Annotated in this window: 11 protein-coding genes and 1 riboswitch; of the genes, 4 read left to right on the forward strand and 7 right to left on the reverse strand. The window is 73.5% G+C overall.

The genetic code is table 11. From position 1 onward, the window contains the following. Positions 1–18: 18 nt before the first annotated feature. From WMF27_RS01305 to WMF27_RS01325, 5 genes are read right to left on the reverse strand one after another with little or no spacing between them, the layout of a single operon-like run. Positions 19–1,206, reverse strand: a complete 1,188-nt coding sequence (locus tag WMF27_RS01305; RefSeq protein WP_437762076.1) for a CbiX/SirB N-terminal domain-containing protein — start codon at positions 1,204–1,206, stop codon at positions 19–21. Then, complete coding sequence (locus WMF27_RS01310; protein ID WP_437762075.1) at positions 1,182–2,009, reverse strand: energy-coupling factor ABC transporter ATP-binding protein; 828 nt, start codon at positions 2,007–2,009, stop codon at positions 1,182–1,184. Before WMF27_RS01310 ends, WMF27_RS01305 begins: the two co-directional genes overlap by 25 nt. Then, a complete protein-coding gene (locus WMF27_RS01315; RefSeq protein ID WP_437762074.1) occupies positions 2,006–2,755 on the reverse strand; it encodes a CbiQ family ECF transporter T component in 750 nt (249 codons plus the stop codon). The genes WMF27_RS01310 and WMF27_RS01315 overlap by 4 nt, the downstream gene beginning before the upstream one ends. Next, positions 2,745–3,083, reverse strand: a complete 339-nt coding sequence (locus WMF27_RS01320; RefSeq protein WP_437762073.1) for a hypothetical protein — start codon at positions 3,081–3,083, stop codon at positions 2,745–2,747. Before WMF27_RS01320 ends, WMF27_RS01315 begins: the two co-directional genes overlap by 11 nt. Next, entirely contained in the window at positions 3,080–3,793 is a 714-nt protein-coding gene (locus WMF27_RS01325) for an energy-coupling factor ABC transporter permease (RefSeq protein ID WP_437769913.1), read from the reverse strand. The genes WMF27_RS01320 and WMF27_RS01325 overlap by 4 nt, the downstream gene beginning before the upstream one ends. Before the next feature lie 98 nt (positions 3,794–3,891). Continuing rightward, positions 3,892–4,099: riboswitch (cobalamin riboswitch) on the reverse strand. 590 nt (positions 4,100–4,689) lie between these two features. On the opposite strand from WMF27_RS01325, the gene WMF27_RS01330 reads away from it, so the two are divergent. Further along, on the forward strand, positions 4,690–4,869 hold the full coding sequence (locus WMF27_RS01330) for a hypothetical protein (protein WP_437762072.1): 180 nt from the start codon (positions 4,690–4,692) through the stop codon (positions 4,867–4,869). A gap of 182 nt (positions 4,870–5,051) precedes the next feature. On the opposite strand, the gene WMF27_RS01335 is transcribed toward WMF27_RS01330, so the two are convergent. Then, entirely contained in the window at positions 5,052–5,879 is an 828-nt protein-coding gene (locus tag WMF27_RS01335; protein WP_437762071.1) for an enoyl-CoA hydratase/isomerase family protein, read from the reverse strand. A gap of 98 nt (positions 5,880–5,977) precedes the next feature. On the opposite strand from WMF27_RS01335, the gene WMF27_RS01340 reads away from it, so the two are divergent. Then, entirely contained in the window at positions 5,978–6,280 is a 303-nt protein-coding gene (locus WMF27_RS01340; RefSeq protein WP_437762070.1) for a DUF6922 domain-containing protein, read from the forward strand. After that, positions 6,277–6,882 carry a nucleotidyl transferase AbiEii/AbiGii toxin family protein gene (locus WMF27_RS01345; protein ID WP_437762069.1) on the forward strand — a complete coding sequence of 202 codons (606 nt, stop codon included), beginning with the start codon at positions 6,277–6,279 and terminating at the stop codon, positions 6,880–6,882. The genes WMF27_RS01340 and WMF27_RS01345 overlap by 4 nt, the downstream gene beginning before the upstream one ends. 326 nt (positions 6,883–7,208) lie before the next feature. Here the strand turns inward: WMF27_RS01345 and WMF27_RS01350 are convergent, their stop codons facing one another. Next, positions 7,209–8,099 (reverse strand): 3-hydroxyacyl-CoA dehydrogenase family protein, encoded by an 891-nt coding sequence (locus WMF27_RS01350; protein ID WP_437762068.1) that lies wholly within the window; start codon positions 8,097–8,099, stop codon positions 7,209–7,211. A 259-nt stretch (positions 8,100–8,358) separates the two neighbouring features. On the opposite strand from WMF27_RS01350, the gene WMF27_RS01355 reads away from it, so the two are divergent. Then, positions 8,359–19,578, forward strand: a complete 11,220-nt coding sequence (locus WMF27_RS01355) for a tetratricopeptide repeat protein (RefSeq protein WP_437762067.1) — start codon at positions 8,359–8,361, stop codon at positions 19,576–19,578. The last annotated feature ends 1 nt before the right edge of the window (position 19,579 follow it).

The raw sequence follows: 19,579 nt of genomic DNA on the forward strand, positions 1-19,579 counted from the left end.
TTCTCTCCTATGCATCCTTCATTGCATGATGTCGTCGACGAGCCGGGCCACCAGCCGGTCGCCGAGCAGGTGCTCCTCGACGAGGTCCTTCGCGTCCTCGTCGCGGACGCCGCGGTACCAGACCCCGTCGGGGTAGACGGCGACCGTCGGCCCCTCGCCGCAGCGCCCCATGCACGACGTCCTCGTCACGCGGATCTGCTGCTGCTGGCCGGCCTGCTTCACGAGCCGGCGCACCGAATCGAGCAGCGCCAGGCTGCCGCGGTCGACGCAGTCGGCGTTGCCGCAGACGAGCACGTGCTTGCGCAGCGAGCGGTGCGCGTGCGGGTGGTTCGACGCCTGCGTGTGCGTGAGCGTGTGGCGCACGCTGTGGAGCATCGCCTTGAGCCCGCCGACCTCCCGGGCGAGCCCGGGCAGCGCGGTGCGGTACATGCACGTGTCGCAGGGGAGCGGCGCCTCGCCGGCGAGCGCCTGGCGCGCGCGCTCGTCGATCAGGCCCTCGAGCGCGCTCGACCGGCCGAGGTGCGGCGCGAGCGAGGCCCGGATCCACGGGTACGTCGACGAGAAGCGGTCGACCTGCTCGGCGAGCTTCGTCATGAGCCGCCCGGCGAAGAGGAAGTAGGGGACCACCACGACGCGCTCCGGCCGGTGCCGCGCGACCCGCTCCAGCGTCTCCTCGACCGAGGGCCGGGTGACGCCGATGAAGGTCGGCTCGACGAGCTGGAGCCCGCGGCCCTCGCCGATGAGGCGCGCCGTCTTGCAGAAATCGCCGTTCGCGTCCGGGTCGCTCGACCCGCGCCCCACGACGACGAGCGCCGACCGGGCCCGCGCCGCCGGGTCGTCCGGCAGCGCGGTCGCGGCGCGCTCGAACGCGATCTGCGCGAGCGCCGGGTGCACGCCGAGCGGCCGCGCCGCCGAGAAGCGCACGCCCGGGTGCGCGGCCCGCGCCCGCTCGAGCGCGAGCGGGATGTCGTTCTTCACGTGCCCCGCCGCGAACAGGAAGAGCGGCACGACCGCCACGCGGGACACCCGCGCCGCGAGCGCCGCGAGCGCGTCGGCGAGGTGAGGCGTCGCGAGCTCGATGTAGCCGTGCTGCACGGCGATCCCGGGCCGCGCCGCGGCGTAATCCGCCACGATCGCCTCGAACTCGGCGTTCGACGCGGCGTCGCGGCTGCCGTGGCCGATCAGCAGGAGACCGTCGTCATGCACGCGAGCGCCTCCTCCAGGGTGAGCGGGAGGCCCGCGCCGCCCCGCGGCGGCGCAGGGCTCATCCGGGTCCAGAGCTCGGCGACCCACGGCCGCCGCACCCGCGCCCGCGCGAGGAGCTCCCCCCGCGCGAACACCTCCCGCGGCGGCCCGTCCGCGAGGACCTGGCCGTCGCCCAGCAAGACCGCGCGCGAGGCGAAGAGCGGCACGAGATCCACCGCGTGTGTCGCGGTGACCAGCGTGGTCCCCTGCTGCTCGGCGAGCGCGCGCAGCGTCTCGCACAGGGCGAGCTCGCCTTCCGGGTCGAGCCCCGCGGTCGGCTCGTCGAGCAGCAGCACCCGCGGTCGCATCGCCAGCATCCCGGCGATGCACGCGCGCTTGCGCTCGCCGAAGCTCAGCGCCTCGATGGCCCGATCGGCGAGGTGCGCGATCTGGACGGCGGCGAGCGCCGCCTCGGCGCGGCGGCGCGCCTCGGGCGCGGGCAGGCCGAGGTTTCGCGGGCCGAACAGGACGTCGTCGAGGAGCGTCGCGCCGAGCAGCTGGTCGTCCGGGTCCTGGAGCACGAGCGCGGCGCCCGCGGCGACGGCGTCCGAGGGCGAGCCCACGCGGCGGCCCGCGATCTCGACGCCGCCGCCGGGCGCCGGGAGGAGCCCGACGAGCGTCCGGAGCAGCGCGGTCTTGCCGGCGCCGTTGCCGCCGAGCACCGCCACGGACTCGCCCTCGGCGACGTCGAGGCGCACGTCGCGCAGCACGGGCTCGCCGCGCCGGTAGCCAATCCGGGGGGCGCGCAGCGCGATCGCGATCATCCGGCCTCTCCCGCGGCGACGCTGAGCCCGAGGGCCGCGAGGGCGGCGGCGGCGAACGCGACGTTCGCGGCGGGCGCGCTCGTCCTCCGGTCGGCGACGGGGAGCTTCCCCTTGTAGCCGCGGAGCTGCATCGCGAGCGCGGCGCTCTCGGAGCGCTCCAGCGTCCGGAGCGCCACGACGCCCGCGACGGCGCCGGCCGAGCGCGCGGCGGCGCCGGGGCGGGTGAACCCGCCGCGGAGCGCGGCTGCGCTCCACGCGCTGTCGGCCGCGCTCTGGAGCACGCCGGCGAAGCGCCGCGTCAGCGCGAGCAGCTCGACGAGGGCCGCGGGGACGCCGAGCCCGGCGAGCGCCGCCTCGATCTCGGCGGGCGCGGCGGCGCCGGCGAGCCACCGGAGCACCGCGGCCGCCGCGAGGACGCGCGCGCCGATGGCCGCGGCGCGGCGGGCCCCCTCGGCCGTGATCGCGTCGACGGGGAACGGCGCGCCGGGGAGGAGCGGCGCCCCCGGCGTGAGCGCGAGCGCGAGCGCCGCCGCGACCGCTCCGAGCCACGCGGCGGGCGCGGCGGCGCGGAGGACGGCGCGCGCCGGCGTGCCCTGGAGGCGGAGGGCCGCGCACGCGAGGAGGAGCAGCGCGGCCGGCGTGACGGGCGAGCGCGCGCCCGCGGCGACGCAGCACGCCGCCACGGCGGCCCCGAGGCGGAGCCGGGCGTCCACGTCCCGGAGCCGCGCGGGCGGGTCAGTCCGCACGGAGGCCTTCGCCGCCGGCCTTGCCCGCCGGCGCGCCCGCGCGCTCGACGAAGAGCACGCGCGAGAAATAGCCGACGGCGAAGCCGGCGAGGAGCCCGGCCCAGAGGAACGCGAAGAGCAGGAGGTCGCCCTCGAGGCCCGCGAACAGCGGCCCCGTGTCGTGGCGCCCCGCGTCCTCGGCGACGCGGCGGACCACGGCCTCGTCGACGCCGTCCCAGGACGCGTTGCCGCAGGCGGCGAGCCAGAATGAACCGGCGAGCAGGAGCGCCGCGCGCGCGCGCCGCGCGAGCGGCGCTGGCAGCGGGCGCTGTCCGAGCCGCCGCGTCACGACGCCCCCGGGGCGAGCCGGACGACCTGGAGCCGGTCCAGGATGTCGGGCCGCCGGGCGCGCAGGAAGACGAGCGCCCCCGCGGTCATGACGCCCTCGAGGATGCCGAGCGGCAGCTGGGTGGGGACGAAGGCGAGGGCGACGCCCGTGAACATGGACGTCACCGAGCCCTCGCCCGAGAGCCCGAGCGCGAGCGCGAGCGCCGTGGTGGCGTACGTTGCCCAGTCCGACGTCACGCCCGCGAGGAAGCCCGCGACCCAGAGGTTCGCGCCGCAGCGCCGCGCGAGATGGAAGGCGAAGTATCCGGTGAAGGCGCCCGCGATGCCCATCGACGCGACGTCGGCGCCGAGCGTTGTGAGGCCGCCGTGCGCGAGGAAGAGGGCCTGGATAAGGAGCGCCACCACGGTGACGAGGACGGTCATCCAGGGGCCGATGAGCACCGCCGCGAGCCCTGTGCCGCACGGGTGGGAGCAGGTCCCGGCGGTCGGCACCGGCACGGGCATGCACGAGATCGCGAAGACGGCGGCCGCGATGAGGCCGACGAACGGCTTGTAGAAGGCGTCCTGCTCGGTGCGGCGCCGGAGCAGGTGGAGGGCGATCGCGACGAAGGGCAGGGCGATCGCGTTCCAGAAGGCGCACCAGCCGAGCGGCAGGACGCCTTCCGCGAGGTGCATCGCCGCCGCGGGCCGGGGCGCGAGGAGCGTTCCCAAGGACACGGCGGCGATCGACAATGCGCGGCCGTGAAGACCGATTTCGGCGCTCCGGGTGAAGTCCGCACCCGGACGCCACGAAGACGTGCGCAAGCTGCACCTCGTGGGAGGCTCGGGTAGGTCTCCCGGCTCATGGGTTCAGGGAGCTGCTTGAGCTCCCAGCGCTGCGTCCACCTTCCCAGGCCTCTTTCAATGAGGCCCAGTGGTCTTCGGAAGCAGCTCCCCACTCACGGTGGCGGGACCGCGCCGGTTTTGCACCGGCTTCCCTGTTATGCCCCGGAGGGCACCCGAGGAATGGATTGTCAGGCCGGTGCTCGGTAATCCCGTTTCGTGCCCGGCGTCAAGGACGTCGCGCCCCGATCGTGGAGGAGGGGGCTCGCGGCCCGCCGCGAGCCCCCTCGTCCGCGGCGTCGGCGCGGCGGTGATGCCTGCGCAGGTGGACACCCTGCCCTCGGGGGCGCTGCCGAGGCGCACGAGGCCATCGCCGCCGAGGCGCGCCGTGCGCCCGCCGGCGCCCCCCATCGAGCGGTCATGGGCGCCGACGAGCGCTCGAGGCCCTGTCGTGCTGTGGCCCGAGGTCGAGAAATTGACCCAGACGCATCACGCGACGAGTCGTCGAGCGCACGTCTCGAATTATGTCCCCCTTAGATAAAGTCTGTTTACTTTGTCGCCGCGCGGGCGCAGCCCCCGTCTCGGTTGGGGCCCGGACGAGGGGCTCTCGTGCGTTTGAATGCGGGCGACGGCGCATTCCTTCCGCAGTGTGCTTTGTTCGTCCTGACTCTTTACTCGGGAGCAGGTGTCCGGTGTACGGCCTGTTGCCTCGTGGCCTCTCTTATTGAAGAGATGAGGGATTTCGTGTTCGCTCGTCTCGGAATGCGAGACGAGCGCTGTGCTGGGTGCTGTCTCTGGTGGAGGGGTATGCCCGGCTCGAACGTGAATTCCCGCAGATCGTGTGTGTGGGGGCCGCGCGCCCGCCTGGCTGCCTGGCCGCCTTCGCGCCTGGAGCGTTCTGCTCGCTCGGCGTGCACGCGTTGCACTTTGTTATCGACAACGCGCTTGCGGATGCCACAATCTGACTACCGCATGCGCACCGGCGCGGACCCCCCAGCCCGGAGCGCATGCGGTCTTTCTTCTGCACCGTGGCGGACGTTCAAGACTCCGTCGCGGTTTCCCTGCCGCGGTCATTCTGGGCCCCCCTCCAGCGTGATGCGCGGTATTTTTTTTGCCCTCGAGCGCGCGGTTCGCGCCTCCCGAGGCGTCACTTTCCGGTGAACGTGGCCTGCGATTTCGCCAGGAACGCTTTCATTCCGAGCTGTTGATCTTCGCTGCCGAAGAGCGCGGCGAATGCCTGTGCTTCCAGCTCGTTGGCGGCGGCGAGATCGAGGCTCTCGCCGCGCAGGAGGACGCGCTTGGCGGCGGCGACGGCGAGCGGGCCGCGCGAGGCGATCTTGAGGGCGGTCTCGTGGGCGCGCGCGAGCAGCTCGGTCGCCGGGAAGACGGCGTTGACGAGCCCGATCGACAGCGCCTGCTGGGCGGTGATCATGTCACCTGAATAGACGAGCTCGCGCGCGCGTCCGGGCCCGACCCGTCGCAGCAGCCGCTGGGTCCCGCCGAACCCCGGGATGACGCCCAGGTTCACCTCGGGCTGGCCGAGCTTGGCGCCTTCGGCGGCGTAGATGAAGTCGCATGCGAGGGCGAGCTCGCAGCCGCCGCCCAGCGCGAAGCCGTTGACGGCGGCGATCACGGGGAAGGGGGCAGTCTCGATGAGCTCGGCGAGCCGGTGGCCTGCGTCGGCGAACCGCTTCGCGGCGATGCTGTTCATGGTCGCCATCTCCGCGATGTCGGCGCCGGCGACGAACGCCTTGCCGGCGCCGGTCAGCACCGCCGCGCGGACCTCGTTGCCCTCGGCGGGCGCGAGGAGGTCGCGGAAGGCCGCGGTGAGCTCGCCGAGCACGGCGGGGTTCAGTGCGTTGAGTTTGTCGGGCCGCTGGATGGTCACGGTGGCGACGTGATCCGCGCGCTCGACGGCGACGAACTGGAGCGTACCGCGAGCAGGGGCCCCCGGCTGCTGTTCTTGAGCGGTCATGGAGCGTGGTTAGCAGCGCGCCGCGCCGGGGGGAAGCGCATGCCGTGGGCCAGGGAAGGCGTCATTCCTTGTCCTCTCGGGCCTGCTATGCTGAGCCCGTGGCCGAGCCGACGACCGAGCGATTTCCAGAGGACGTCACGCGCCTGTTCTGGGACACGGACCCGGACGCCATCGATCTGGAGCGGCACCGCGACTACGTCATGGAGCGGGTGATGAGCCGGGGCGGATGGGCGGCGATGTGCTGGCTGAGGCAGGCGTACTCGGCGGAGGCGCTCGCTGACTTCTTGCGCCGGAAGGGGCACCGGCTTGCTCCTCGGGAGCTTGCGTACTGGGCGGTCATCGCTGGCATCGATCTGCCGATCCCCCGTGGAGGCGCGCGGCCGACGTGGGCGGGGCGATGACCGAGGTTCTTTCCAGCGCGCAGCGCACGGCGCTGGAGGTGCTGGCACGGGCCGTCGAGCCATCGACCTACCTGGCCGGCGGCGTCGCCGTGGCGCTTCGGCTGCAGCACCGGCAATCGCGCGATCTCGATCTGTTCACTGCCGAATCGGATCCGGCGGCGTTGGTGTCGGCGCTCGTCGATCCGACGATCCGGGTCCTGACGCGCGCGGAGGGGACGTTGTACCTGGAGGTTGGGGGGGTTCCGGCGAGCATCCTGCGGTATTGTTATCCGCTGCTGGGGCCGCCCGAGTGTCTATCCGGGATCCCTCTCCCGGTCGCGTCGCTCGATGACCTGGAGTGCATGAAGCTGTCGGCGATCGCGGGGCGCGGGGCGCGCCGGGATTTCTGGGACCTCCACGCGCTGCTCACGTCACGAGGGCGCAGCGTGGGGCAGGCGCTCGATGCGTACGCGAGGAAATATGCAACCGAGGATGTTGGCCACGTGGTGCGCAGCCTGGCCTATTTCGCCGACGCCGAGGCGGAACCGATGCCGGCAGGGATGACGGAGGAGCGGTGGACGCAGATCCGATCCGATCTCGTAGCGTGGGTGCGCGCGACATGACGGCCCTGCGAGCCCGCGTGCGATCGTAGTGAGTCGGGCAGACCGCCCGTCCTCCGACCCGCACACCCGTGTTCGCCTCGCGCATATCCCGTCGCCGTCCCCCTCATCCCCCCTGGAGAGAGCCAGGGAGGGAGGGGGCGCCGCGCGGGGGGCCGGCGGGGTAGGGCCCCACGAACCCGAGCGCCGGCCCGCTCCGTGCGACGCCCTCTCTGACCGGCCGCGCCGTCCAGCCGGCCACAGCCCCCCAAAAGGCGCGAGTTCGTGGGAGGGGCCCCCGCCGGCCCCCCGCGCGGCGCCCCCTCCCTCCCTGGCTCCGTAGCCGCCGCCTACACCGCCCGCCCGCTCTTCTGCCCCTTCTCGTCGTACACGTAGAACCCCCGCCCGCTCTTCTTCCCGTACCACCCGGCAGCCACCAGGTTCCTGAGCAGCGTGGCCGCCCGGTACTTCGAGTCCCCGAACTCCCGGTGCAGCACCTCCGCGATCGAGAGCACCGTGTCGAGCCCGATCAGGTCCGCGAGCTCGAGCGGCCCCATCGGGTGGTTCAGCCCGAGCCGCGCCCCCGCGTCGATGTCCTCCGGCGTGGACAGCCCCTCCTGGAGCGCGAAGCACGCCTCGTTGAGGAACGGGATCAGCATCCGGTTCACGATGAACCCGGGCTGGTCCTTCGAGGTGATCACCGTCTTGCCGAGCCCCACCGAGAGCGCCCGGACGGACTCGTACGTCGCGTCCGACGTCTGGACCCCGCGGACGAGCTCGACCAGCTTCATCAGCGGCACCGGGTTCATGAAGTGCATCCCGATGACCAGCTCAGGCCGCCCGGTCACCGCCCCGAGCCGCGTGATCGAGATCGACGACGTGTTCGACGCCAGGATCGCCCCCTTCGGCAGCGCCGCGTCGGCGAGCTTGAAGATCCCGCTCTTCACGTCGAAGCTCTCGGTCACCGCCTCCACGGCCAGGTCGACCCCGCCAAGGCCCGCGATCCCGTCGGCCACCGCGACCCGGCCGAGGAGCGCCTCCCGCGCCTCCGCGGCCAGCTTGCCCTTCTCCACCTGCTTCGCGAGGATGGCGGCGATCTGGGCCTTGCCCGACTCCGCCAGCGCCCTCGAGACGTCGCACAGGACCACCTCGAGGCCCGCGGCCGCGGCGATCTGGGCGATGCCTCGCCCCATCTGGCCCGCGCCGATCACCCCGAAGCGCTTGATCGTCGTAGCTTCCATGGCCGCGGTTGATAGCCGAAGCCGAGAGCGCGGTGAACCGCCCTCGCCCGCGGCCCGACGGCCCGACAGCCCGCCCGCTCGGACGTCCCCGCGCCACAGGAGCAGAAGGGCGCGAAAGCTCCGGCCGACCTTCCAGGCCCGCGGGGGCGAGGAACCTTGAAACCGTGTCGTCCGCCCGGCTATCTTCGCCCGGCCCGTGAACGGACCGGACCGAATTCGCGAGGTCCGCGGAGAGACGATGAGCGTTGAGACGATTCGGATGGCCCTTGGGCGTCTGCAGGACGAGCCCGAGAACGAGGCAGCCTGGAACGAGCTCGCGGAGGCCGTGACTGCTCCGAACAACGGCGCGGGCCCCGGGGACGTCGAGCGCCTGCTCGGCGCGGCGCGCGGGCGGCACGAGCAGCGGAAGGAATGGCAGGCCGTGGCCCGCCTCCTCGAGCTGGAGATCGCCCTCGCCGCAGGCAGCGCCGTCGAGCCCGCGATGCAGGCCGAGCTCGCCCGCGTCTACCACGAGGAGCTCATCGACGTCGATCGCGCGGCGGCCGCGTACAAGCGGCTGATCGAGCTGCGCCCCGACGACGACGCCGCGGCCGAGGCGCTCGAGACCGACGCCTCGAAGCGCGAGCGCTGGCGCGACCTCGTGGACCGGTACGTGGCCGAGGCCGAGGGCGCGACCGACGGCGCCTTCAAGAGCGCGCTCTACACGAGCGCGGCCGACATCGGCTACCGCTACGGCCGCGCCGAGCTCGGCGCCAGGGTGGCCGAGCTCATCGAGCTCGCCCTCATGCTCGACCCGAAGAACCTCCGCGCGGCCAACCTCGCCGAGATCGCCTTCTCCACCGCGGGGGACTGGGACGCCGTCGTCCGCGTCCAGTCGCTCGTCAAGGGCGAGGCCCAGCTCAAGGAGGACCGCATCGCGGCGGCCGTCCGCGCGGCGCGCACCACCAAGGCGCACCTGAGCGATCCGGCCCGCGCGGTCGCGGCGTACGAGGAGCTGCTCGACCTCTCGCCCGGCCAGCCCGAGGCGCTCTCGTTCCTGACCGAGGCCTACTCCGCCGCGGGCGACTGGGATCGCCTCGTCGCCCTCTACGAGGACCAGCTCCGCAGCGGCGGCGTGAAGCCCGGCGAGGAGCTCGGCATGCTCGTGCAGATCGCCATGGTCCACTGGCGCATGCGCGGCCAGCCCCAGGCGGCCGAGCCCTATTTCGACCGCGTGCGCCGCGCCGACCCCGCGCACGCCGGGATGCTCAACTTCTACCGCGAGGTGCTCGATCAGCGCGGCGACAAGCCGCGGCTCACGACGATCCTCACGGACGCGCAGCGCGCCGTGCCCGACGGCCCCGAGAGGCGCGCCATCGCCACGGAGCTCGCGCGGCTCGCCGAGTCGCAGGAGAACGCCGCCAAGGCGATCGAGCAGTACAAGTCCGTGCTCCGGACCGACCCGGAGAACCGCCAGGCGCGCGACGCCCTGAAGCGCCTCTACCTGCAGACCGAGGGGTACAACGCCCTCGTCGAGCTCCACCGGCAGGACCTGGAGCGCACGCCCGCCGACGACGTCGCCGGCAGGGTCGCGGTGCTCCGCGAGATCGCCGGGATCTACCGCGATCGCGCCAAGAACGACGCGGCCCTCGTCACGGTCCTCACCCAGATCGTCCAGCTCGACGACAAGGACGCCGACGCCGTGCGGGAGCTGACCCGCATCTACGAGTCGCTCGGGCGCTGGCGCGACCTGCTCTCGTACCAGCAGCGCCTCGCCGAGCTGACCGAGAGCCCCGCCGAGAAGGCGGGGCTCTACCGCGCGGTGGCGCGGCGCTGGTTCGACCAGTTCTCCAACGTCCAGAACGCCATCGCGGCGTACGAGGCGCTGCTCACGGTCGAGCCGATCGACGAGGAGGCGCAGCAGAAGCTCCGCGAGCTGTACCTGAAGCGGCGCGCCTGGCCGCAGCTCTACTCGCTCTACGAGCGCAAGCTCGAGGCCGCCGAGGGCGCCGCGAAGATCGAGCTCCTCGGCGAGATGGCCAAGCTGGCCGCCGAGCGGCTCGACCGCGGCGCGGACGCGATCGCGCTGCAGAAGCGGATCCTCGAGCTCGACCCGAGCGCCCCCGGGGTGCTCGACGCGCTGGAGAAGCAGGCCGAGCGCGAGAAGGACTTCGCCACGGTCGCCGAGGTGCTCGAGCGCCGCGTCGACCTCGCGCCCGACGACGCGGCGCGGCTCGTCTCGCTGCAGAAGCTCGGGGCCGTGTACGCCGAGCGCCTCAAGGATCCGGCCCAGGCGGCGCGGACGTGGCGGCGCGTGCTCACGCTCTCGCCGGGGCACGCGCGCGCGCTCCGCGTCCTGCGCGACGCGTACTTCGCCGCGGGCGACTGGGACGGGCTCGAGGAGCTCTACGCGTCGCAGAACGACTGGGAGGGCCTCGTCGACTTCCTCTCGGGCGCGGCGGACAAGGCGACCGACCCGGCCACGAAGCTCGACATCTCCTTCCGCGCGGCCCGCATCTTCGAGGCGCAGCTCAAGGCGCCCGAGCGCGCGGCGCGCTCGTACGAGCGCGTGCTCAGCGTCTCGCCGAAGGACGCGCGCGCCGCGGCGGCGCTCGTGCCGATCTACGAGGAGGAGGAGAAGTGGGCCCGGCTGCCGGCGCTCTACGAGATCCTCCTCGACGCGACGGACGACGCCGAGGCGCAGGTCGGCATGCTGCGCAAGCTCGCGGCGGTGACGGGCGGGCCGCTCTCGGACAAGCCGAGCGCGCTCGGCTACGCGCGCCGCGCCTACGAGCAGAAGCCGGACGACGAGGGGCTCGATCTGCTCGAGGCCTGGTCGCGGGCGGCGGGCTCGTGGGGGCCGTTCGTCGAGGCGGTCGAGGGCCGGCTCCGGACGGCGGAGGACCTCGCGACCGACGTGCAGCGCACGCTGCGGCTGAAGCTCGCCGAGGTGTACGCGCGCGAGATGGGCAAGCTCGACGAGGCGGTGACGGTCTACCGCGGCCTCGTCGAGGACGACCCGTCCGACGACGACACGGTGCGGGCGCTCGACGCGCTCCTCCGGGCGAACGAGCGGCAGGCCGATCTGCGGTGGCTGTTCGAGCTCAGGGCGAGCCAGGTCGGGGGCGAGGACCGCGCCGAGATCCTCGAGGAGTGGGCGACGCTCGAGGAGGAGGTCTTCGGCGACCCGGCGAAGGCGATCGAGCTCCTGCGCAAGGTCATCGCGCTGACGCCCGGGCGCATCAACGCGCTGCGGGTGCTCTCGCGCCTCCTGAACGCCGCGGGCGAGTACGAGGCGGCGTCCGTGATCGTGGCCACGCACCGCGACGTCAGCGAGGGCGACGAGCGGGCGCGCCGCGAGATCGAGCTCGCGGCGCTCTACCTGGACCGGCTGGATCGGCCGGCGGACGCGTTCGATGCGGCGGTGCGCGCGCTCGATCTGGCGGCGCACGATCCGGACGCGATCGCCGTCCTCTCGCGGCTCGTCGAGCGCCCGGAGACGCGCGTGCGCGCGGCCAAGGTGCTCGCCGTCGAGTACGCCGAGACGGGCAACCACCGGCGCGAGGCCATGGCGCTCCGGGTGATCCTCGAGGCGGAGCGGGAGCCGGAGCGGCGGCGGGAGCTCTACCTCACGCTCGCGAGCGTCGAGGAGGCGAAGCTGCACGCGGCCGGGACGGCGTTCGACGCGCTCCTCCGGGCGCTGCACGAGTTCTCGGACGACATCGAGCTCTGGGACCGCGCCGCCGAGCTGTCGCGGCGCGCCGGCCGCCCGACCGACCTCGCCGAGGCGTACCGCGTGCACCTCGTCGCGGGCCGCACCGAGGGCGACAAGGTGCTCGGCAGCTCCGTGGAGGTCGAGCTCTGCGAGCGCGCGGCGAGCCTCCACGACGAGCAGCTCGGCGACCCGGAGGGCGCGAAGCCCTACCTGGAGCGGGTGTTGAGCCTCGACCCGAACAACCACCGCGCGTTCGAGCGGCTGAAGCAGATCCTGACGGCGGCCGAGCGGTGGGGCGAGCTCGAGGAGCTCTACGACCGCGCCGCGAAGGGCACGACGGACCAGAGCGAGCGCATCGAGCTGCTCAACGAGGTGGCGCTCATCGCCGAGGAGATCATCGGCGACGCCGCCAAGGCCATCGGCTACTACGAGCGCATCCTCGAGCTCGATCCGTTCTACACGGCGGCGCTCGACTCGCTGGAGAAGCTCTACGAGCGCGAGGGCCGCTTCCGCGACCTCGCGGCGCTCCTCGAGCAGCGCCTGAAGACGGCGACCGAGGCCGAGAGCGTCGAGATCAAGCTGTCGCTCGGCAGCATCTACCTCGACCGGCTGCACGAGCCCGATGGCTCGCTCGGGCACCTCGAGGACGTGCTGCGGATCCGCCAGAACGATCCGAAGGCGCGCGAGCTCGTCGAGCGGCTGCTCGACATCGGGGCGCTCCGGCTCCGCGCGGCGCGCGTGCTCGAGGCGGTGTACGAGGCGCGGGACGAGATCCGGCAGCTCGTGCGGGTCCTCGAGATCCGGCGCCAGGGCGCCGAGACCGAGTCGGAGCGGCGCGAGCTGCTCCGGCGGGTCAGCGTGCTCCAGGACGAGCGGCTCAGGGACGACGCGGGCGCGTTCGCCAGCCTGTCGGAGCTCCTGCCGCTCGAGCCGGAGGACCTCGCCGCGCGCGAGCGGCTCATCGAGATCGGCCGGCGCCTCGGCGAGCACGAGCAGGTCGCCGAGGTGCTCACGGCGGCCGCGGACGCGTGCGGGACGGCCACCATCCGCGGCGAGATCCTGATGGAAGTCGCGAGGATCTGCGAGGACCTCCTCGGCGACGCCGACCGGGCCGAGAAGGTCTACCAGCGCGTGCTCGCCATCGATCCGACCGATCCGATGCTGGTGATCCCGGCGGCGCAGGCGCTCGGCCGCATCTATGCGGCGAAGGAGCAGCACCAGGCGCTCGCGGGCGTGCTCGCGATCGAGGTGCGCCTCGAGGAGAACGTCGAGACGCGGCGGTCGCTCTACGAGCGCATCGGGACGCTGCACGAGACGGTGCTGGACGATCCGGCGAAGGCGATCGAGGCCTGGCAGGCGCGGCTCGGCGACGACGGCGCCGACGTGGCGGCGCTCGCGGCGCTCGAGCGGCTCTACGAGCGGACGTCGCAGTGGCGGGAGCTCGTCTCCGTGCTCCGGGCGCGGGAGCAGTCGACGACCGAGCCGGAGGAGCGGCGGCGCGCGATGACCAAGGCGGCCGAGACGCTCGCGCAGAAGCTCGCCGACGTGCCCGAGGCGATCAACGCGTGGCGCGCGGTGCTCGACGAGTTCGGCCCCGAGCGCCCGACGCTCGCGGCGCTCGAGGAGCTCTACGAGCTCGACGAGCGCTGGGTCGACCTCGCCGAGACGCTCGAGGTGGACCTGTCCCTCGCGGTGGAGACGCCCGCCCGGCTCGATCTGCTGGCGCGGCTCGGCGACGTGCGGCGGCTGCACCAGGCCGACGCGACGGGGGCGCTCGAGGCGTACCGCCAGGCGCTCTCGCTCGACCCGTCGAACGCGCGCTGCCGCGCGGCGCTCGAGGCGATGCTCGAGCGGGAGGACGCGCGGCGCGACGCGGCCGAGACGCTCGAGCCGCTCTACGAGGCGGACGGCGACGCCGAGCGCCTCCTCCGGGTCCTGGAGATCAAGGTCGAGACCTCGGATCTCCCGAGCGAGCGGCTCGCCACCCTGCAGAAGTCGCTCCGCACCGCGGAGGGGCCGCTCGGCGACACGTCGCGGGCGTTCGGCTACGCGCTCCGCGGCGTGCGGGAGGCGGCGGGCGAGCCCGAGGTGACGACCTGGATCGCCACGGTCGAGCGGCTCGGCGAGGCCACCGGGCGCTGGTCCGAGGTGTGCGAGCTGTTCCAGCGCATCGCGCCGGACATCCTCGACGGCGACGTGCAGCAGAACGTGCGGCTGCGGGTCGGCGAGCTCGCGCGGCACAAGCTCGACGACCGCGAGCTCGCGGTCGAGCAGTACAAGAAGGCGCTCGAGGCCCGCGGGGACGACCGGCGGGCGATGATCGCGCTGGAGGAGCTCTACGGCGAGGCGCGCGACGCCGGGCGGCTGCTCGAGATCCTGAAGCTCCGGGTCGAGAACGCCGAGATCGACGAGGAGAAGACGGGGCTGCTCTTCCGGATCGCCGAGCTCGAGCGGGGCCCGCTCGGGGACCAGGCCGGCGCGATCGCGACCTACGAGACGATCCTCGACATCGCGCTCCACCCGGACGCCATCGCGGCGCTGGACGCCCTCTACCGCGAGGCGGGGCGCTTCCAGGACCTCATCCGGCTCTACGAGCGGCAGCTCGACGTGCGCGCCGGCGACCTCGCCGAGCTGCACGTCAAGATCGCGCTCGTCGCGCACCGGCACACCGAGGACGTGCAGCGCGCGTTCGACGAGCTCTCCGAGGCGCTGCTCATCGATCCGGCGCACGAGGGCGCGGTCTCGCTGCTCGAGGCGATCCTCGAGGGCTCGGCCGAGGCGGAGCACCGGGCGCGCGCCGGGGAGATGCTCGAGCCGGTGTACCTGCGCCGGGCGGACTGGAACCGGGTGAAGATCGCGCTCGACGCGCGCCTCGCCGCGAGCCAGGACCCGGTCGAGCGCCGCGATCTGCTGCAGCGGCTCGCGACGCTGCACGAGGAGCAGCTCGAGGATTACCGCGCGGCGCTCGAGACGGTGGCGAAGCTCCTCCACGAGGACCTCACCGACGAGGGGGTCTGGGCGGAGCTCGAGCGGCTCGCGAAGGTGGCGAGCGCGGAGCGGCGGCTCGCGGAGATCTACGCGGCGGAGCTCGGGGAGCTCACCTCGGACGACGCCTCGAGCGCGAAGCTCAGCCGGCGCACCGGCGAGCTCTACGCCCAGCTCGGCGACGTGGCCGACGCGCTGCGGTGGTACCGGCGCGCGCACGAGTTCGAGCCGGACTCGCGCGAGCTGTTCGACGCGATCGACGGGCTGCTCGTCAAGGAAGGGCGCCACGCGGAGCGCATCCAGCTCTACCGCGCGGCGCTCGACTACCGGAAGGACGAGGACCGGCTCGACGCCCTCCACACGATCGCGCGCCTGGAGCGGACGGAGCTCCGCGAGCCCGCGCTCGCGATCGAGACGTACCGCGCGGCGCTCGACGTCGACGAGGACGACGCCCGGGCGCTCGACGCGCTGACGGAGCTCTACCGCGAGCTCGACCGGCCGCGGGACCTCGCCGACCTCTACCTGCGCCGGGCCGAGGCGGCCCCGAACGGCGAGCGGGCGGCGCCCTACCGGCTCGCGCTCGCGGCGCTCTTGCGCACGCGGCTCGAGGACACCTCGGGCGCGATCGATCAGCTCGAGGCGATCGTCGGCGAGGTGCCCTCGCATGCCGAGGCGATCCGGGCGCTCGAGGCGCTCATCCAGGACCCGGAGCACAAGGCGCGGGTCGTCGAGATCCTCGGGCCGCTCTACGAGGGGGCGGACGACTGGCGGCAGCTCGTCCGGCTCAACGACGAGCGGTTCGGCCTCGCCTCGGACGCGCGCGAGAAGGTCGCGGTGCTCCGGGAGACGGCGAAGCTCTGGGAGACGCGCGGCAATGACGAGCTGCGCGCCTTCGACGCGACCCGGACGGCGTTCGGCCTCGATCCGGACGACGGCGAGACGCGCGGCGAGCTCGAGCGGCTCGCCGAGCAGCTCGGCGCGTGGGAGGAGCTCGCGGACAGCCTCGAGGCGGGCGTGAGCACCACGTCGGACGAGCTCACGAAGCGCGAGCTGCTCTCGTCGCTGGCCAAGGTCTACGACACGCGCATCGACGACCCGCGCCGGGCGCTCCGCGCCTACGCGCGGCTGTCCGCGCTCGACCCGAGCGATCCCGAGCCGCTCGAGCAGATGGACACCCTGGCCGTGCTGCTCAGCGACTGGGACACGCTCATCTCCGTCCTCGAGAAGAAGAGCGAGATGGCGTCGGACGAGGAGAACGCCTCGATCTGCCGGCGCATCGCCGAGACCAAGCTCGAGATGCTCGAGGACACGGAGGGCGCCATCCAGGCGTACGAGCGGGCGCTCGAGCTCGATCCCGAGAGCGCGATGACGATCGACGCCCTCATCGAGCTGCACGAGCCGCGCGGCGCCGCGAGCCGCCTCGTCGAGCTCTACGGCCGGCGCGTCGAGCTCGCGGGCCCCGACGAGGAGGAGCTGCGCTACGACCTCAACGTGCGCGCCGCCGAGCGCTACGAGCGGGATCTCTCGAGCCCGCGCGACGCGATCGCGGCGCTCAACGCGGCGCTCGAGGCGAAGCAGGGCGATCCGGCGGTGCTGTCCTCGCTGGAGCGGCTCTACCGGGCCGAGCGGATGTGGGACGAGCTCCTGTCGAACCTGATGCTCCAGGCGAGCGCGGCCGCGGACAGGGACGCGCGCATCAAGCTGCGGACGGCGATCGGCGACCTTTACGCGGGGGAGCTGGAGAGCCCGAGCGACGCGATCGAGCAGTACCGGCTCGTCCTCGACGAGGACGCGGTGAACGACCACGCGATCCAGGCGGTCCGCGCCATCGGCGAGGGCCGGGAGGAGCTGCGGCTCGACGCCGCCGAGGTGCTCGAGCCCGTCCTGCGCGCGGCCGGCCGCCACGAGGAGCTCGCGGCCGCGCTCGAGCTGCGCCTGCGCGCGCAGACCGAGCCGACCGATCGGGCCGCGACCCTCCGGGCGATCGCCCTCGTGCAGGACGTCCAGCTCGGGCGCCCGCTCGAGGCGGAGCAGGCGCTGCTCCGCGCGCTGGAGGACGCGCCGGACGACGCGTCGCTGCACGGCGAGATCGAGCGGCTCGCGGAGCGCACGGGCGGCTTCGGCCGCTACTGCGACGCGCTCGCGCAGCGGGCCGGGGCGACGTTCGACGCGACGATCGCGAAGGACCTGTTCCTGCGGATCGGCCGCATCGCCGAGGAGAAGCTCGGCGACGACCGGCGCAGCGCCCAGGCCTACGCGAAGGCCGTCGAGCACGCCGGCGACACGCCGGAGCTGCTCGAGGCGCTGGACCGGCTCTACGGCCGCCTCGGCGACGAGCGGGCGCTCGCGGACGTGCTCGAGCGCCGCGTCGCGGTCACGCCCGGCGATCGCGACCAGGCGGATCTCTTCTACCGGCTCGCGGTGATCCAGATCGGGTCGTTCGGCGACAAGTCCCAGGGCCTGAACACCCTGCGGCAGGCGCTCGATCGCGCGGTCGATCACGAGCGGGCGAGCGGCGCGCTCGAGGCGCTCACCGAGGACCCGGGGCTCTTCGACGAGGCGGCCGAGGCGCTCGAGGGCGTCTACCGGACGCGGGGCGACAACGCCGCGCTGGCGCGCCTCTACGAGAAGCGCATCCGCTTCGCGCCGGGCGGCGCGGAGCGGATCCGCATGCGCCTCGACCTGGCGAAGGTGCTCGAGGTGCGCTCGAACGACCCGAGGGCGGCGCTGGAGACCCTCGAGAAGGCGCTCGCCGACGACCCGTCGGACCCCGACGTGCTCGGCGAGATCGAGCGCCTGGCCCCGCTGACGGGCGGCTGGGCGAGCGCCGCCTCCGCCCTGGAGCGGGCGGTGCAGGCCGGGACCGAGCTCGACGGCGACACGGCGCGCGACCTCTGGATGCGCATCGCCGAGTGGCAGAAGAACAAGGTGGGCGACGCCAAGGCCGCCGAGGCGGCGTACGAGGCGGCGCTCACGCACGATCCCACGAGCGAGCACATCCTGCGGTCGATCGAGGAGCTGCAGCGGGCGCCGGGGCGCGAGCGCGACCTCATCGGCACGCTGCGCCGGATCGCCGCCCTCGACGGCATGGAAGGGAGCGCGGGCGAGCTGCGCCGCGAGGCGAAGGAGCTGGCGGAGCGCGCGCTGGGCGACCGCGAGCTCGTCGAGGCGATCCTGCGCGAGATGATCGCCGCGGACGAGGGCGACACCTGGGCGCTCGCCGAGCTCACGAAGGTGCGGGAGGAGGCGGGCGACCACAAGGAGGTCTTCCGGCTGCTCGTGCGCCAGTCCGAGCTCTACGCCGAGGCCGAGCGCATCCGCGACGCGCGGCACGCCGCCGCGGCGGTCGCGCGCGAGCGGCTCGGGGACGACGCGGCGGCGATCGAGCTCTACGAGACGCTCTTCGAGGCGGATCCGGGCGACGAGCGCGCCGCGACGGCGCTGCGCGAGCTCTACGCGAAGGCCGGCAAGCACAAGGAGCTCCTCGCGCTGCTCGAGCGGCTCACCGACCTGGCCGAGTCGCCCGAGGCCCGCTCGGCGCTGCGCCTCGAGAGCGCGGAGATCTGCCTCTCGCGGCTCGACGCCGTGAGCGAGGCGACCGAGCACCTGCGCGCGGTCCTCGACGAGCAGCCCGACAACGAGAAGGCGACGGTCCTGCTCGCGCAGCTGCTCGAGAAGACCGGCCGCGATCAGGAGCTGTCGGACCTGTTCGTCACGCAGATCGAGCGCGCGAAGGACCGCGGCGACGTCGCGGCGGAGCTCTCGTACAGCGTTCGCCTCGGCGAGGTCTACGAGGCGCGGCTGAACGACACGGCGCGGGCGATCGAGACCTACCGCGCGGTCCTCGAGCGCGAGCCGCGCCACCACGGCGCGCTCCTCGCGCTGGCGCGCCTGCACGAGCAGCGCGGGGAGAAGGCCGAGGCGGCGCAGCGGCTCGAGGTGATCCTCGAGGACGCCCGCGCCGCGGAGGCGGTGGGCACGGCGCTCCGGCTCGCGGATCTGCACCGGTCCCTCGGCGACGAGGGCGCGGTCCGGCGCGTGCTCGAGCGGGGGCTCGCGGCGGACGGGTCGGCGCAGGAGATCAGGAAGCAGCTCCTCGCCCTCTACGAGAAGCAGCAGGCCTTCACCGAGCTCGCCGATCTCATCACCGGCGACGCCGAGGCGGCCGCGCAGCCGGCCGAGAAGGTGGCGCTCTACCGCAAGGCGGCCGGCATCCACCTGGCGAAGCGGAGCGATCCCGGCCGCGCGGCGGACCTCCTGGTCAAGGCCACCGAGCTCGTGCCGGGCGACCGCGAGCTCCTGCTCGCGCTGTGCGACGCGTACAGCGCCTCGGGCCGCGGCCAGAAGGCCGCCGAGGCGCTCCAGCAGATCGTCGAGTCCTACGGCGGCCGCCGCTCGAAGGATCTCGCCGCGATCCACCACCGCCTCGCCAAGGCCTACCTGGCCGAGGGGCAGCGGGAGCGGGCGCTCGCCGAGCTCGACATCGCCTTCAAGATCGACCCGGGCTCGATCGCCATCCTCCGCGACCTCGGCGTGCTGGCGCTCGATCTGTCGGAGTCGGGCGACGACGCGGCGAAGACGGCGCACATCGATCGCGCGCAGAAGACCTTCCGCGCCCTGCTCCTCCAGAAGCTCGACGAGAGCGCGCCGATCAGCAAGGGCGAGGTCTTCTATTACCTCGGCGTGATCAGCCACCGTCAGAACGACGACAAAAAGGCGATCCAGATGCTGGAGCGCGCGCTCGACAACGATCGCGACTTCGCCCCGGCGAAGGAGCTCCTGGCGCAGCTCAAGAAGTGAC

The organism is Sorangium sp. So ce281, assembly GCF_051527395.1.
In the GTDB taxonomy this organism is placed as follows: domain Bacteria; phylum Myxococcota_A; class Polyangia; order Polyangiales; family Polyangiaceae; genus Sorangium; species Sorangium cellulosum_B.

Bases quoted from the DNA above. Each gene is read 5' to 3' on its own strand.
- WMF27_RS01345 (WP_437762069.1), top strand. From the start codon at position 6,277: ATGACCGAGGTTCTTTCCAGCGCGCAGCGCACGGCGCTGGAGGTGCTG.
- WMF27_RS01335 (WP_437762071.1), bottom strand. From the start codon at position 5,879: ATGACCGCTCAAGAACAGCAGCCGGGGGCCCCTGCTCGCGGTACGCTC.
- WMF27_RS01350 (WP_437762068.1), bottom strand. From the start codon at position 8,099: ATGGAAGCTACGACGATCAAGCGCTTCGGGGTGATCGGCGCGGGCCAG.
- WMF27_RS01355 (WP_437762067.1), top strand. From the start codon at position 8,359: ATGGCCCTTGGGCGTCTGCAGGACGAGCCCGAGAACGAGGCAGCCTGG.
- WMF27_RS01310 (WP_437762075.1), bottom strand. From the start codon at position 2,009: ATGATCGCGATCGCGCTGCGCGCCCCCCGGATTGGCTACCGGCGCGGC.